Annotated in this window: 14 protein-coding genes; all 14 read left to right on the top strand. The window is 70.3% G+C overall.

Going from position 1 to position 13041, the window contains the following annotated elements; translation table 11 throughout:
- The first annotated feature begins 139 nt into the window (after window positions 1-139).
- The 14 genes from ACFY60_RS01640 to atpA all read left to right on the top strand — a co-directional run bounded on the left by ACFY60_RS01640 (window position 140) and on the right by atpA (window position 13028).
- Window positions 140-1234 (top strand): LCP family protein, encoded by a 1095-nt coding sequence (locus ACFY60_RS01640; protein ID WP_388607680.1) that lies wholly within the window; start codon window positions 140-142, stop codon window positions 1232-1234.
- A gap of 188 nt (window positions 1235-1422) precedes the next feature.
- Complete coding sequence (gene rpmE / locus ACFY60_RS01635; RefSeq protein WP_030761597.1) at window positions 1423-1647, top strand: 50S ribosomal protein L31; 225 nt, start codon at window positions 1423-1425, stop codon at window positions 1645-1647.
- 96 nt (window positions 1648-1743) lie between these two features.
- Complete coding sequence (gene prfA / locus ACFY60_RS01630; RefSeq protein WP_388607683.1) at window positions 1744-2820, top strand: peptide chain release factor 1; 1077 nt, start codon at window positions 1744-1746, stop codon at window positions 2818-2820.
- Between the two features lie 43 nt (window positions 2821-2863).
- The gene (gene prmC / locus ACFY60_RS01625; RefSeq protein ID WP_388607685.1) at window positions 2864-3709 is read left to right on the top strand and encodes a peptide chain release factor N(5)-glutamine methyltransferase; all 846 of its coding nucleotides are present in this window, start codon (window positions 2864-2866) and stop codon (window positions 3707-3709) included.
- Window positions 3710-3743: 34 nt separating this feature from the next.
- Entirely contained in the window at window positions 3744-4391 is a 648-nt protein-coding gene (locus ACFY60_RS01620) for an L-threonylcarbamoyladenylate synthase (RefSeq protein WP_388607687.1), read from the top strand.
- Complete coding sequence (locus ACFY60_RS01615) at window positions 4388-5056, top strand: protein-tyrosine-phosphatase (protein ID WP_309052002.1); 669 nt, start codon at window positions 4388-4390, stop codon at window positions 5054-5056. The genes ACFY60_RS01620 and ACFY60_RS01615 overlap by 4 nt, the downstream gene beginning before the upstream one ends.
- A 148-nt stretch (window positions 5057-5204) precedes the next feature.
- The gene (gene glyA, locus ACFY60_RS01610) at window positions 5205-6452 is read left to right on the top strand and encodes a serine hydroxymethyltransferase (RefSeq protein ID WP_388607689.1); all 1248 of its coding nucleotides are present in this window, start codon (window positions 5205-5207) and stop codon (window positions 6450-6452) included.
- A 107-nt stretch (window positions 6453-6559) separates the two neighbouring features.
- The gene (locus ACFY60_RS01605; RefSeq protein ID WP_388607691.1) at window positions 6560-7867 is read left to right on the top strand and encodes an MraY family glycosyltransferase; all 1308 of its coding nucleotides are present in this window, start codon (window positions 6560-6562) and stop codon (window positions 7865-7867) included.
- Window positions 7868-8129: 262 nt separating this feature from the next.
- Window positions 8130-8543, top strand: a complete 414-nt coding sequence (locus tag ACFY60_RS01600; protein ID WP_388607693.1) for a hypothetical protein — start codon at window positions 8130-8132, stop codon at window positions 8541-8543.
- A gap of 225 nt (window positions 8544-8768) precedes the next feature.
- Window positions 8769-9578, top strand: coding sequence for a F0F1 ATP synthase subunit A (gene atpB / locus ACFY60_RS01595; RefSeq protein ID WP_309052219.1), 810 nt, complete (start codon window positions 8769-8771; stop codon window positions 9576-9578).
- Window positions 9579-9668: 90 nt separating this feature from the next.
- Entirely contained in the window at window positions 9669-9902 is a 234-nt protein-coding gene (gene atpE / locus ACFY60_RS01590) for an ATP synthase F0 subunit C (RefSeq protein ID WP_010474382.1), read from the top strand.
- A gap of 38 nt (window positions 9903-9940) precedes the next feature.
- Window positions 9941-10486, top strand: a complete 546-nt coding sequence (locus ACFY60_RS01585; RefSeq protein WP_309052218.1) for a F0F1 ATP synthase subunit B — start codon at window positions 9941-9943, stop codon at window positions 10484-10486.
- Window positions 10483-11298: a F0F1 ATP synthase subunit delta gene (locus tag ACFY60_RS01580; RefSeq protein ID WP_388607695.1), complete on the top strand. Its 816-nt coding sequence runs from the start codon at window positions 10483-10485 to the stop codon at window positions 11296-11298. Before ACFY60_RS01585 ends, ACFY60_RS01580 begins: the two co-directional genes overlap by 4 nt.
- Before the next feature lie 134 nt (window positions 11299-11432).
- On the top strand, window positions 11433-13028 hold the full coding sequence (gene atpA / locus ACFY60_RS01575) for a F0F1 ATP synthase subunit alpha (protein ID WP_309052216.1): 1596 nt from the start codon (window positions 11433-11435) through the stop codon (window positions 13026-13028).
- The last annotated feature ends 13 nt before the right edge of the window (window positions 13029-13041 follow it).

Here is a 13041-nt window from a genome sequence, read left to right as displayed (position 1 = left end):
CCACTGCGCCCGCCGTGCTTCCGCACGGCGGGCGCGGTGCGTTCCCGGCCCTCGCGCACCGGGGGCGCACAGGTCCGTATGCAACTCTTTCGGGCGTTTCGCCGTCACAGAAGGTGAACCCAGGGCCCGAAGGAAGACGATGACCGAGCAGAACAAGAGCGGCCGCATACCCGGTGCCGGCACCGGACGCCGCCGCAAGCCGCCCGCCGCACGCCGCCGCACCGGCGTGCTCCTCGCCGGCGCCGCCGCGGTCCTCGTCCTCGCCGGCGCCGGCCTCGGCTCCGTCTACCTCCGCCTCGACGGCAACCTCCAGGGCGTCGACATCAACGCCCAGCTGGGCGGCGACCGCCCCGACGACCTCGCCAACGGCTCCCTGGACATCCTCGTCCTCGGCTCCGACTCCCGGGCCGGCGAGAACGCCGCCTACGGCACCGACGAGGGCGGCGCCCGCTCCGACACCGCGATGGTCGTCCACGTCCACGAGGGCCACACCGAGGCCTCCGTCGTCTCCATCCCGCGCGACACCCTCGTCACCCGCCCCGCCTGCGCCGACTCCACGGGCGCCACCGTCCCCGGCGCGCGGCGGGCCATGTTCAACACCGCGTACGAGGCCGGCGGCCCCGCCTGCGCCGTCAAGACCGTCGAGGCGATGTCCGGCATCCGCATGGACCACTACATCGAGGTCGACTTCACCGGCTTCAAGAAGCTGATCGACGAACTCGGCGGCGTCGAGATCACCACCACCCGCGCCATCAAGGACACCAAGAGCCACCTCGACCTCGCCCCCGGCACCCACACCCTCGACGGTGAGCGGTCCCTGGCCCTGGTCCGTACCCGCAAGAGCGTCGGCGACGGCAGCGACCTCGGCCGCATCCAGCTCCAGCAGGCCTTCATGAAGGCCTTCCTGGCCCAGGTCAGGAGCGTCGGGGTGTTCACCAGCCCCACCAAGCTCCTCGGCCTCGCCGACGCCGCCACCAAGGCCATCACCCCCGACTCCGAGCTCGACTCGGTCAAGGAGCTCACCGGCTTCGCGCGCGGCCTGTCCGGCATCGGCGCCGACAAGGTGCACATGATCACCCTCCCGGTCGTCTACGACCCCCGGGACCCCAACCGCGTCATCCCGCTCGAAGCCCGCTCCCAGCAGGTCTGGGCCGCCCTCAGGGCCGACCGGCCCGTCCCCGCCTCCGCCACCCGGGACGCCGCCACCGGCAAGGCCGACGGGGTCGTGCGCTGACCCCCGCTCCCGCCGGCGGCCCCCGGACGAGCCCCGGACCGGCCGCGGACGAGCCCTGGAATAACCGGCGCCGCCCCCCGGTTTGGGGAGATGCGGCCAGTCCTGGCAGACTGGTACGTCGGCCCCGGTTCACGTCCGGCCGCAACCCGCGGCGACGACCCGGAGCCCTCCCGAAACTAGGAGACACCTTGAAGCGCGAGATCCACCCCGAGTACGTCGAGACCCAGGTCAGCTGCACCTGTGGCGCGTCGTTCACCACCCGTAGCACCCTGACCGAGGGCACCATCCGTGCCGAGGTCTGCTCCGAGTGCCACCCGTTCTACACGGGCAAGCAGAAGATCCTCGACACCGGCGGCCGCGTCGCCCGCTTCGAGGCCCGCTTCGGCAAGGCCGCCGGCTCCGCCAAGAAGTAGCGAGCCCCTGCGCCGGTCCACGGCTGCCCCGCGCGGGCGGCCGGGACCGGCGCTTTGGCGTCCCGTAGCAACTGACGAAAACCCCAGGAGCCCCCGATGTTCGAGGCGGTCGAGGAACTGGTCGGCGAGCACGCCGACCTCGAGAAGAAGCTCGCAGACCCGTCGGTCCACGCCGACCAGGCGAACGCGCGCAAGCTGAACAAGCGGTACGCCGAGCTGACTCCGATCGTCGCCACCTACCGCTCCTGGAAGCAGACCGGCGACGACATCGAGACCGCCCGCGAGTTCGCGCACGACGACCCCGACTTCGCCGCCGAGCTCAAGGAGCTGGAGAAGCGGCGCGAGGAGCTCACCGAGAAGCTCCGCCTGCTCCTGGTGCCCCGCGACCCCAGCGACGACAAGGACGTCATCCTGGAGATCAAGGCCGGTGCCGGCGGCGACGAGTCCGCCCTCTTCGCCGGTGACCTGCTCCGGATGTACCTCCGCTACGCCGAGCGCGTCGGCTGGAAGACCGAGATCATCGACGCCACCGAGTCCGAACTCGGCGGCTACAAGGACGTCCAGGTCGCCGTGAAGACCAAGGGCGGCAACGGCGCCACCGAGCCCGGCCAGGGCGTCTGGGCCCGCCTCAAGTACGAGGGCGGTGTGCACCGCGTCCAGCGCGTCCCCGCCACCGAGTCGCAGGGCCGCATCCACACCTCCGCCGCCGGCGTCCTCGTCACGCCCGAGGCCGAGGAGGTCGACGTCGAGATCCACGCCAACGACCTGCGCATCGACGTCTACCGCTCGTCGGGTCCCGGCGGCCAGTCCGTCAACACGACCGACTCCGCCGTCCGCATCACCCACCTGCCGACCGGCATCGTCGCCTCCTGCCAGAACGAGAAGAGCCAGCTCCAGAACAAGGAGCAGGCCATGCGCATCCTCCGCTCCCGGCTGCTCGCCGCCGCGCAGGAGAAGGCCGAGGCCGAGGCCGCGGACGCGCGCCGCAGCCAGGTCCGCACCGTCGACCGCTCCGAGAAGATCCGGACGTACAACTACCCGGAGAACCGCATCTCGGACCACCGCGTCGGCTTCAAGGCGTACAACCTCGACCAGGTCCTCGACGGCGAACTCGACGCGGTCATCCAGGCCTGTGTCGACGCCGACTCCGCGGCGAAGCTCGCCGCGGCCTGAGGCACCCCTCAAGCCCCACCCCCCCGCACCACGGAGGACCAGCGTGAACCTGCTGCTTGCCGAGGTGGCCCAGGCCACCCAGCGGCTGGCCGACGCCGGCGTTCCCTCACCGCGTTTCGACGCCGAGGAGCTCGCCGCGTTCGTGCACGGCGTCAAGCGGGGGGAGCTGCACAACGTCAAGGACGCGGACTTCGACGCCCGCTACTGGGAGGCGATCGCCCGCCGCGAGGCCCGCGAACCGCTCCAGCACATCACCGGGCGGGCGTTCTTCCGGTACCTGGAGCTCCAGGTGGGCCCCGGGGTCTTCGTGCCCCGCCCCGAGACCGAGTCCGTCGTCGGCTGGGCCATAGACGCCGTCCGGGCCATGGACGTGGTCGAACCCCTCATCGTCGACCTGTGCACCGGCTCCGGGGCCATCGCCCTCGCCATGGCCCAGGAGGTGCCGCGCTCGCGCGTGCACGCCGTCGAGCTGTCCGAGGACGCGCTCGTCTGGACCCGGAGGAACGCCGAGGGCTCGCGCGTCACCGTCCACCAGGGCGACGCGCTGACCGCCCTGCCCGAGCTGGACGGCCAGGTCGACCTGGTCATCTCCAACCCCCCGTACATCCCCCTCACCGAGTGGGAGTACGTGGCGCCCGAGGCCCGCGACCACGACCCGGAGATGGCCCTCTTCTCCGGCGAGGACGGCCTCGACACCATCCGGGGCATCGAACGCACGGCCCACCGCCTGCTGCGCCCCGGCGGCCTCGTCGTCATCGAGCACGCCGACACCCAGGGCGGGCAGGTGCCGTGGATCTTCAACGAGGAGGCCGGCTGGGCCGACGCCGCCGACCACCCGGACCTGAACAACCGGCCGCGTTTCGCGACCGCCCGCAAGGCGACACCATGACCCAGCACGACGCGTACGAGGAGGTCCGGAGCTGATGGCTCGGCGATACGACTGCAACGAGGCGACCGACCGCAAGGCCGGGCTGCGCGAGGCCGCGTCCGCCGTCCGCCGCGGCGAACTGGTCGTGCTGCCCACCGACACCGTGTACGGGATCGGGGCGGACGCCTTCAGCAGCGAGGCCGTCACGGACCTGCTGGCCGCCAAGGGCCGGGGCCGCGGCATGCCCACGCCCGTGCTCATCGGCTCCCCGACCACCCTGCACGGCCTCGTCACGGACTTCTCCGAGCAGGCCTGGGAGCTCGTCGACGCCTTCTGGCCCGGCGCCCTCACCCTGGTCGCTCGCCACCAGCCGTCCCTGGCGTGGGACCTCGGCGACAGCCGCGGGACCGTCGCCCTCCGCATGCCGCTGCACCCGGTCGCCCTGGAACTCCTCACCGAGGTCGGCCCCATGGCCGTCACCTCGGCGAACACCGCGGGCCACCCGGCACCGGAGGACTGCGACGCCGCCCAGCGGATGCTCGGCGACTCCGTCTCCGTCTACCTCGACGGCGGCCCGACGCCCGCCGACCTCCCGTCCTCCATCGTCGACGTCACGGGCCCGGTGCCGGTGCTGCTGCGCGAGGGCGCGCTGTCCCCGGACGAGCTCCGGAAGGTCGTACCCGACCTCGAGGTGGCCAATTGACCGCCCCTGAGGGGCGTGGCATAGCGGGGTACGACGACGGCAACACCTTCCGCATCCTCCACGTCAGCACCGGCAACGTCTGCCGCTCGCCGATCACCGAGCGGCTGACCCGCCACGCCCTGAGCGTCCGCCTCGGCGAACGCTCCCCGGGCCACGCCGGGGACCCCCTCGGCGGCCTCATCGTGGAGAGCGCGGGCACCTGGGGCCACGAGGGCGCCCCCATGGAGGCCAACGCGGAACTCGTCCTCGCCGACTTCGGCGCGGACTACAGCGGCTTCGTCGGCCGTGAGCTCCTCGACGAGCACGTCATCCGCGCGGACCTCGTCCTCACGGCGACCCGCGACCACCGGGCACAGGTCATCTCCATGGGCCACTCGGCGGGACTGCGCACCTTCACCCTGAAGGAGTTCACCCGCCTGGTCCGCGCGATCGACCCGGCCACGCTCCCGGACCCGCGCGGCGAAGGTGTGGTCGAGCGCGCCCGCGCCCTCGTCCGCGCCGCCGCCGCCCTGCGCGGGTGGCTGCTGGCCCCCTCGGCGGAGGCGGACGAGGTCAACGACCCGTACGGCGCCCCCATCACGTTCTTCCGTTCCATCGGCGAGGAGATCAGCCAAGCGCTCGACCCCGTCGTGACGGCGCTGACGGGGGTCCCGGGGGAGCGCTGAACGGCGGGCGCGCCGGGAGCCGGGCTCCGGGGGAGCGCCGGGGACGGCCCGCGGGAGGGCTTCGGACACGGCCGGGCGGTGTGGACGGGCGGGGGCGCGGCGGCGTGCCTACATTGGGGGTGACACCCCTCCACGTCCGGAGTCAGCCATGCCGGTCACCGCGCCCCCCGCCGAGGAAGCCGACGTCCTGCGCCGCCAGGACCCGGAGATCGCCGACGTGCTGCTCGGGGAGGCACGGCGGCAGGCCGACGGGCTGCAGCTGATCGCCGGCGAGAACTTCACCTCGCCCGCCGTCCTCGCCGCGCTCGGCTCCCCGCTCGCCAACAAGTACGCCGAGGGCTACCCCGGCAACCGCTACCACGGCGGCTGCGAGTACGCCGACGCCGCCGAGCGGATCGCCGTCCGGCGGGCCACCGCCCTCTTCGGCGCCGAGCACGCCAATGTGCAGGCCCACTCCGGCTCCTCGGCCGTCCTGGCGGCCTACGCGGCCCTCCTGAAGCCCGGGGACACCGTCCTCGCCATGGGCCTCGGACACGGCGGCCACCTCACGCACGGTTCGCCCGCGAACTTCTCCGGCCGCTGGTTCGACTTCGTCCCGTACGGCGTCGACGCCGAGACCGGTCTCGTCGATCACGAGCAGGTCGCCGCGCTCGCCCGCCACCACCGGCCCAAGGCGATCGTCTGCGGGTCCGTCTCCTACCCCCGCCATCTCGACCATGCCGTCTTCCGCGAGATCGCCGACGAGGTCGGCGCCTACCTCATCGCCGACGCGGCCCACCCCATCGGGCTGGTCGCCGGCGGGGCGGCCCCGAACCCCGTCCCGTACGCCGACGTCGTCTGCGCCACCACCCACAAGGTGCTGCGCGGTCCGCGCGGCGGCATGATCCTGTGCGGCGAGGAGCTGGCGGACCGGATCGACCGGGCGGTGTTCCCGTTCACGCAGGGCGGGGCCCAGATGCACACGATCGCCGCCAAGGCGGTGGCCTTCGGCGAGGCGTCCACTCCGGCGTTCAGCGCGTACGCCCATCAGGTGGTCACCCATGCGCGGGTTCTCGCCTCCGCCCTGGAGGCCGAGGGCTTCGCGGTCACGACCGGCGGCACCGACACCCACCTCGTCACCGCCGACCCGTCCCCGCTCGGTGTCGACGGCCGCACCGCCCGCGCCCGGCTGGCCGCCGCCGGGATCGTGCTCGACACCTGCGCCCTGCCGTACGGGGACGGGCGCGGCATCCGGCTGGGCACGGCCGCCGTCACCACGCAGGGCATGGGCGTTCCGGAGATGGCGCGGATCGCCGCCCTGTTCGGCCTCGCGCTGCGGGACGACGGCGCGGAGGCGGCCCGCGTCCGGGCCGAGGTACGCGAGCTGACCGGCGGATTTCCCCCGTACGGACGCTGAACCGGGCCCGGCCGCAACCGTTCGGGCGGCCCGGATGTCTCAGACCACGTGGACGGCACGGCTAGGGTGTGGGGCTGAGATGGCCAGCGATTCCTGTGGGGCAGCCCGTGCGTGATTACCTGCTGACGCTCTGTGTCACGGCCGCGGTGACCTATCTGCTCACCGGTCCGGTGCGGAAGTTCGCCATCGCGACCGGGGCGATGCCGGAGATCCGCGCCCGCGACGTGCACCGAGAACCGACTCCGCGGCTCGGTGGCATCGCCATGTTCTTCGGGCTGTGCGCCGGTCTGCTCGTCGCCGACCACCTGCAGAACCTGAACAGCGTCTTCGAGCTGTCCAACGAGCCCCGCGCGCTGCTCTCCGGCGCCGCCCTGATCTGGCTGATCGGCGTCCTGGACGACAAGTTCGAGCTGGACGCCCTCATCAAGCTGGGCGCGCAGATGATCTCGGCCGGCGTGATGGTCGTGCAGGGGCTGACGATCCTCTGGCTGCCGATCCCCGGCGTGGGCGTGGTCTCGCTGACCCAGTGGCAGGGCACGCTCCTCACGGTCGCGCTGGTGGTGCTCACCATCAACGCGGTCAACTTCGTGGACGGCCTCGACGGCCTGGCCGCCGGCATGGTGTGCATCGCCGCCACGGCCTTCTTCCTGTACGCGTACCGCCTCTGGTACGGCTACACGATCGAGGCGGCCGCCCCCGCGACCCTCTTCACCGTGATCCTCATGGGCATGTGCCTGGGCTTCCTGCCGCACAACATGCACCCGGCGCGGATCTTCATGGGCGACTCGGGTTCGATGCTGATCGGCCTGATCCTCGCCGCCTCGGCCATCTCGATCACCGGGCAGGTCGACCCGGACACCCTCAAGATCTTCGAGGGCTCGACCCGGCAGGCCACGCACGCCGCCCTGCCGGTCTTCATCCCGCTGCTGCTCCCGCTGACGATCATCGCGATCCCGATGGCCGACCTGATCCTGGCGATCGTGCGCCGGACCTGGAAGGGGCAGTCGCCGTTCGCGGCCGACCGCGGGCACCTGCACCACCGGCTCCTGGAGATCGGCCACTCGCACAGCCGGGCCGTGCTGATCATGTACTTCTGGTCGGCGCTCATCGCCTTCGGCACGCTCGCGTACTCGGTGCACTCGGCCTCGATGTGGATCGTCCTCGGCATCACGGCGCTGAGCGCGGTCGGTCTGGTGCTGCTCCTGCTGCCCCGGTTCACGCCGCGGGCGCCCCGCTGGGCGGAGTCCTTCGTGCCGCCGCGCTACCGGCGCCGCAAGCTCCCCGCGGCCCCCGCGCCGGTCGCCGGGACGGCCCCGGAGGAGCGGGTCCCGGTGCCGGCGGGGATCAACGGGGCGACGGCGATCGGCAACCGCTCGCGCTTCACGGACCGGCGTAAGGCCGGAACGCCGAGTTGACGAACGGCATGTTCGGGTTCAATACCAGACAAGTCGCCCCCATGTCCTGCACACACGGGCGTTGTAGCTCTCATGTGTGACAGTTGGCACACCCTCTGGGTAAAGACCTATTCAAATAGTTTGTGATACCGTTCACGAGACCCGGCGACAGAGCCGAAGAACCGTAGTGCGACGGTTCGTTGGCCCCGAGACCCACCTCGGACCGGGCTTACGCTCGTCCATGACGACACCATCGCCCCCTCCAGCAAGCGGAGACACCGCCATGCCGTCCAACGACGCACGCACCCTGCTGCACACCGCCGTACCCACCGCTGCCGTAGGCGCCGTCGCCACGGTCGTCAGCGGGGTGGTCGCCGGTGGCAAGGGCGCGCTCGGTGCCGTGGTCGGCACCCTGGTCGTGATCCTCTTCATGGGGATCGGGCTGGTGGTCCTCCAGCGGACGGCGAAGAAGCTCCCGCAGCTGTTCCAGGCCATGGGGCTCATGCTCTACACGGCCCAGCTGCTGCTTCTCTTCATCTTCCTGGCCTTGTTCAAGGACACCGAGCTGTTCGATTTCAAGGCCTTCGCCTTCACGCTGCTCGCGACGACCGTGGTGTGGGTCGCCGCGCAGGCCCGGGCCTACATGAAGGCCAAAATCATGTACGTCGAGCCCGAGAAGTCGGGACCGAAGTCGTGAAGGGTAGGGCCGGGATAAAGAGGCGTTCGGCTTCCTGCTATCGTCCGGTGCCAACTGCGGCACTGCGGGCGCGGGCATCGGAAACAACGCCTGTCCCAGCGCGAGGCTCGATGCCGAACCGCCGCCCCCTTATCCGTAAGACCAGTCCAGTGCCGATCCGCGGCTGCGTGCCGCGCCGACACAACGAGGTTGCCGAACCTATGCGCCACGCTGAAGGAGCCCGCGGTGAGTGCTGACCAGACGCTTGCCTTCGACCCGGATTGCCACATCTTCACCGGATGTGGCTTCCCGGCGCCGGGCCTGCACACGTTCATGTACGAGCCCATCGCAACGGTGGCCGGCATCGAGCTGACCAAGCCGATGCTGCTCGCCATTCTGGGCTCCATCGTGGTGGTCGGGTTCTTCTGGGCGGCGTTCCGCAAGCCCAAGCTGGTCCCCGGCAAGCTGCAGATGGTCGGCGAGGCCGGGTACGACTTCGTGCGCCGCGGCATCGTCTACGAGATCATCGGCAAGAAGGACGGCGAGAAGTACGTCCCCTTCATGGTGTCGCTGTTCTTCTTCGTATGGATCATGAACCTCTGGTCCATCATCCCGCTGGCCCAGTTCCCGGTCACCTCGCTGATCGCCTTCCCGGCCGCGCTCGCGCTGATCGTCTACGTCATGTGGATCTCGCTCACCTTCAAGAAGCACGGCTTCGTGGGCGGTTGGAAGAACATCGTCGGCTACGACAAGTCGCTCGGCCCGATCCTTCCCCTGGTCGTGGTCCTCGAGTTCTTCTCGAACCTCCTGATCCGGCCCTTCACGCACGCGGTCCGACTGTTCGCGAACATGTTCGCCGGTCACCTGCTGATCGTGATGTTCTCGCTGGCCACCTGGTACCTCATGAACGGCCTGGGCTTCGTCTACGCCGGCGCCTCGTTCGTGATGGTCCTCGTGATGACCGCTTTCGAGCTCTTTATCCAGGCCGTCCAGGCGTACGTCTTCGTTCTCCTGGCCTCCAGCTACATCCAGGGCGCGCTCTCCGAGCACCACTGAGTCCTGCCCCGCCCGGCAGTACCACCCCCAACCAACAGTCGTCCGGTGGCCAACCCCCACCGGGTCCTTGAAAGAGAAGGAAGAACCGGCATGTCCGCTCTCGAGACTCTCGCCGCCGTCAACGGAAACGTCGCCTCGATCGGCTACGGCCTCGCGGCCATCGGCCCCGGCGTCGGCGTCGGCATCATCTTCGGTAACGGCACCCAGGCCCTCGCCCGTCAGCCCGAGGCGGCCGGCCTGATCCGTACCAACCAGATCATGGGTTTCGCCTTCTGTGAGGCGCTCGCCCTCATCGGCATCGTCATGGGCTTCGTCTACAAGTAAGCCGGACCTAGCCCAACCCCTTTACGGAAGGCACTGATGTGAACGCTCTGCTTCTTGCGGCAGCGGCGGAGGAGCAGCCTCCGCTCATCCCGCATCTCGACGAGCTCGTCATCGGCCTGATCGCCTTCGTCATCGTCTTCGGCTTCCTCGCCAAGAAGCTCCTCCCGAACATCAACAAGGTTCTGGACGAGCGCCGCGAGGCCATCGAGGGTGGCATCGAGAAGGCCGAGTCGGCCCAGATCGAGGCTCAGAGTGTGCTGGAGCAGTACAAGGCCCAGCTCGCCGAGGCCCGCCACGAGGCCGCGCGTCTTCGCCAGGAGGCGACGGAGCAGGGCACCGCGATCATCCAGGAGATGAAGGCGGAAGGCCAGCGCCAGCGCGAGGAGATCATCGCGGCCGGCCACGCGCAGATCGAGGCCGACCGCAAGGCCGCGGCCGCCTCGCTGCGTCAGGACGTGGGCAAGCTCGCCACCGACCTGGCCGGCAAGCTGGTCGGCGAGTCCCTCGAGGACACCGCCCGCCAGAGCCGCACGATCGACCGCTTCCTCGATGAGCTCGAGGAGAAGGCAGAGGCCGTCCGATGAACGGAGCGAGCCGCGAGGCACTGGCCGCCGCACGTGAGTCCCTCGACGCGCTGATCGACAACACCTCGGTCGACGCGACGACGCTCGCGGACGAGCTGGCCTCCGTCACCGCGCTGCTCGACCGCGAGGTGTCGCTGCGCCGGGTCCTGACCGACCCCGCCCAGCCGGGTGAGGCCAAGGCCGCGCTCGCGCAGCGACTCCTGAGCGGTCAGGTGGGCGGCGCGACCGTCGACCTGGTCTCCGGAATGGTCCGCTCCCGTTGGTCGCGCTCGCGTGACCTGGTCGACTCGGCCGAGGAGCTGGCGAACACCGCGGACCTGACCGCCGCGCAGCGGACGGGCGCGCTCGACGACGTCGAGGACGAGCTGTTCCGTTTCGGCCGGATCGTGTCCTCCAGCACCGAGCTCCGCTCGGCACTGACGGACAAGGCCGCCACGGCCACCGCCAAGGCCGAGCTGCTCCGCAGCCTGCTCGGTGGCAAGGCGCACCGCACCACCGAGCGCCTGGTCGTCCGTCTGGTGACCCAGCCGCGGGGACGTAGCCTGGAAGCGGGACTCGAGTCCCTTTCCAAGCTGGCCGCCGACCGCCGGAACCGGATGGTCGCCGTCGTCACCTCGGCGGTGCCGCTGTCCGACCTGCAGAAGCAGCGCCTCGGAGCCGTACTGGCGAAGCTGTACGGCCGCGAGATGCACCTGAACCTGGACGTGGACCCCGCGGTCCTCGGCGGGATCTCGGTGCGGGTCGGCGACGAGGTCATCAACGGCACCGTCGCGGAGCGCCTCGACGAGGCGACCCGGCGACTGGCCGGCTGACGGCAGCGGTCACCAACACAACACGCATCACAGCGGCCCGGTTGGGCCGTGCAGAGATTGCAGAAGATTCCTGGGGGTCGGCCCCCAGACCCCTTAAGAAACTTCGGGCCCAACAAGGAGAGCAGGGAACCCAGATGGCGGAGCTCACGATCCGGCCGGAGGAGATCCGGGACGCGCTGGAGAACTTCGTCCAGTCGTACCAGCCGGACGCGGCCTCGCGCGAGGAGGTCGGCACGGTCAGCCTGGCCGGCGACGGTATCGCGAAGGTCGAGGGTCTTCCCTCGGCCATGGCGAACGAGCTGCTGAAGTTCGAGGACGGCACGCTCGGTCTTGCGCTGAACCTCGAAGAGCGCGAGATCGGCGCGATCGTTCTCGGTGAGTTCAGCGGCATCGAGGAGGGACAGTCGGTGCAGCGCACCGGCGAGATCCTCTCCGTCGGTGTCGGTGAGGGTTACCTGGGTCGCGTCGTCGACCCGCTCGGCAACCCGATCGACGGCCTCGGCGAGATCGCGACCGAGGGCCGCCGCGCCCTCGAGCTGCAGGCCCCCGGCGTCATGCAGCGCAAGTCGGTCCACGAGCCGATGGAGACCGGCTACAAGGCCGTCGACGCCATGACCCCGGTCGGCCGTGGTCAGCGTCAGCTGATCATCGGTGACCGCCAGACGGGCAAGACCGCCCTGGCTGTCGACACGATCATCAACCAGCGCGACAACTGGCGCTCGGGCGACGTGAACAAGCAGGTCCGCTGCATCTACGTCGCCGTCGGCCAGAAGGGCTCCACCATCGCGTCCGTGCGCGCGGCCCTCGAAGAGGCCGGTGCGCTCGAGTACACGACGATCGTCGCCGCCCCGGCGTCCGACCCGGCCGGCTTCAAGTACCTCGCCCCGTACACCGGCTCGGCCATCGGTCAGCACTGGATGTACCAGGGCAAGCACGTCCTGATCGTCTTCGACGACCTGTCGAAGCAGGCCGACGCCTACCGCGCCGTGTCGCTTCTGCTGCGCCGCCCGCCGGGCCGTGAGGCCTACCCGGGTGACGTCTTCTACCTGCACTCCCGTCTGCTCGAGCGCTGCGCCAAGCTCTCGGACGAGCTGGGTGCCGGTTCGATGACCGGTCTGCCGATCGTCGAGACCAAGGCCAACGACGTCTCGGCGTTCATCCCGACCAACGTCATCTCCATCACGGACGGCCAGTGCTTCCTGGAGTCCGACCTGTTCAACGCCGGTCAGCGTCCGGCCCTGAACGTCGGTATCTCCGTCTCCCGTGTCGGTGGCTCCGCCCAGCACAAGGCGATGAAGCAGATCTCCGGCCGTCTCCGCGTGGACCTGGCCCAGTTCCGTGAGCTGGAGGCGTTCGCCGCCTTCGGTTCCGACCTGGACGCCGCGTCGAAGGCGCAGCTGGAGCGTGGTCAGCGCATGGTCGAGCTGCTGAAGCAGCCGCAGTACCAGCCGATGGCCACGGAGAACCAGGTCGTCTCCATCTGGGCCGGCACCACCGGCAAGATGGACGACGTCCCGGTCGCCGACATCCGTCGCTTCGAGGCCGAGATGCTGGCGTACCTCCGCCAGAACCACTCGGGCCTCATGACCTCCATCCGTGAGGGCGGCAAGATGTCGGACGACACGCTGCAGTCCGTCGCCGACGCCATCGCGGAGTTCAAGAAGCAGTTCGAGACCTCTGACGGCAAGCTCCTCGGCGACGACGCCTCCGCCGTCAACGTCTCGAAGTGACGACGGAAGGGAC

Origin of the sequence: Streptomyces sp. NPDC012827, from assembly GCF_042900905.1 — a bacterium.
Taxonomy (GTDB): Bacteria; Actinomycetota; Actinomycetes; order Streptomycetales; family Streptomycetaceae; genus Streptomyces; species Streptomyces gulbargensis.
Note: the sequence above shows the minus strand (reverse complement) of the source record. Positions and strands in the feature narration are given on the sequence as shown.

Excerpts from the sequence above, each read along its gene's own strand:
- ACFY60_RS01640 (WP_388607680.1), top strand. The coding sequence starts at position 140 with ATGACCGAGCAGAACAAGAGCGGCCGCATACCCGGTGCCGGCACCGGA.
- prfA (WP_388607683.1), top strand. The coding sequence starts at position 1,744 with ATGTTCGAGGCGGTCGAGGAACTGGTCGGCGAGCACGCCGACCTCGAG.
- ACFY60_RS01620 (WP_388607687.1), top strand. The coding sequence starts at position 3,744 with ATGGCTCGGCGATACGACTGCAACGAGGCGACCGACCGCAAGGCCGGG.
- glyA (WP_388607689.1), top strand. The coding sequence starts at position 5,205 with ATGCCGGTCACCGCGCCCCCCGCCGAGGAAGCCGACGTCCTGCGCCGC.
- ACFY60_RS01600 (WP_388607693.1), top strand. The coding sequence starts at position 8,130 with ATGCCGTCCAACGACGCACGCACCCTGCTGCACACCGCCGTACCCACC.
- atpE (WP_010474382.1), top strand. The coding sequence starts at position 9,669 with ATGTCCGCTCTCGAGACTCTCGCCGCCGTCAACGGAAACGTCGCCTCG.
- ACFY60_RS01580 (WP_388607695.1), top strand. The coding sequence starts at position 10,483 with ATGAACGGAGCGAGCCGCGAGGCACTGGCCGCCGCACGTGAGTCCCTC.
- atpA (WP_309052216.1), top strand. The coding sequence starts at position 11,433 with ATGGCGGAGCTCACGATCCGGCCGGAGGAGATCCGGGACGCGCTGGAG.